The sequence below is a fragment of the Streptococcus sp. HMSC072D03 genome (genome assembly GCF_001812855.1).
Lineage (GTDB): Bacteria > Bacillota > Bacilli > Lactobacillales > Streptococcaceae > Streptococcus > Streptococcus salivarius_D.
On the sequence record NZ_KV810610.1, the window covers coordinates 23670 to 24350 of the forward strand.

Below are 681 nucleotides of genomic sequence, written 5' to 3' on the forward strand. Positions count from 1 at the left end.
CTCTCAAGATTTAAGTAACTGTACAACCTAAAGTCGCTATGGGTATTACGGCAGTGGGTTTTTGTACTCTCAAGATTTAAGTAACTGTACAACCCAAAGGGCGAAAATCCTAACCGAACCGTATGTTTTTGTACTCTCAAGATTTAAGTAACTGTACAACTTGTCATTATTCTCCTTTTCTTCTGAGTTAGTTTTTGTACTCTCAAGATTTAAGTAACTGTACAACTGAGTCATATAAATCCTCAGCGTGGGCTATGTTTTTGTACTCTCAAGATTTAAGTAACTGTACAACCTATTTGCGGAAGTAGATAAAACCGCAACTGTTTTTGTACTCTCAAGATTTAAGTAACTGTACAACAGATTTGTTCTAATTGCGGTATGGAAGGAAGTTTTTGTACTCTCAAGATTTAAGTAACTGTACAACTGGTTCCTTTGTTTTCTGGGATGTATCTGTGTTTTTGTACTCTCAAGATTTAAGTAACTGTACAACAAATTGGAATAAATTAAGCGAAAATTTTTGTTTTTGTACTCTCAAGATTTAAGTAACTGTACAACAAAAAGAGGAATATGAGAAACTCATTCGCAGTTTTTGTACTCTCAAGATTTAAGTAACTGTACAACTATGGTCCATTCGGCTATATACGGAAATCAGTTTTTGTACTCTCAAGATTTAAGTAACTG

The 681-nt window shown here is 33.9% G+C and carries 1 CRISPR repeat array.

The window, feature by feature from the left end:
- Positions 1-621: direct repeats of the CRISPR family, unit length 27 nt; unit sequence CTCTCAAGATTTAAGTAACTGTACAAC.
- Positions 622-681 lie beyond the last annotated feature (60 nt).